This is a genomic window from Paraburkholderia sp. J10-1 (assembly GCF_905220165.1).
In the GTDB taxonomy this organism is placed as follows: domain Bacteria; phylum Pseudomonadota; class Gammaproteobacteria; order Burkholderiales; family Burkholderiaceae; genus Paraburkholderia.
The window spans coordinates 1-247 of record NZ_CAJMYW010000099.1 but is presented as its reverse complement, the minus strand read 5'-3'; the positions used below and the strand labels follow the sequence as shown (position 1 = coordinate 247).

Annotated in this window: 1 protein-coding gene; it reads right to left on the bottom strand. The window is 59.9% G+C overall.

Annotation, left to right across the window (positions count from 1 at the left end):
• Positions 1-37 precede the first annotated feature (37 nt).
• Positions 38-247 (bottom strand): helix-turn-helix domain-containing protein (locus U5A65_RS40880; RefSeq protein WP_321949752.1); only part of this gene is annotated, 210 nt, incomplete at its 5' end.

Sequence of the window (247 nt, the reverse complement as noted above, 5' to 3'; positions counted from 1 at the left end):
CGTCCCGGGCACGTGCCCCTTGCAGGCAGAGCGTCAATCAGCTCTCGCCGGCAGATTGAGCGACTACCGAGAATTCGTCCGATCCAGTCGACATACCAACATCACGCAATTGGCGTAGGCGCGCGTACACGGTAGTACGCGAGATCCGCAATTGCCGCGCCACCGCGGCGACGTTACCTCTGTGCTCACACATGGCTTGCTGGATTGCGACAAGCATGTGTTCTTCCAAGCTTGCTCCCGCTTGCTG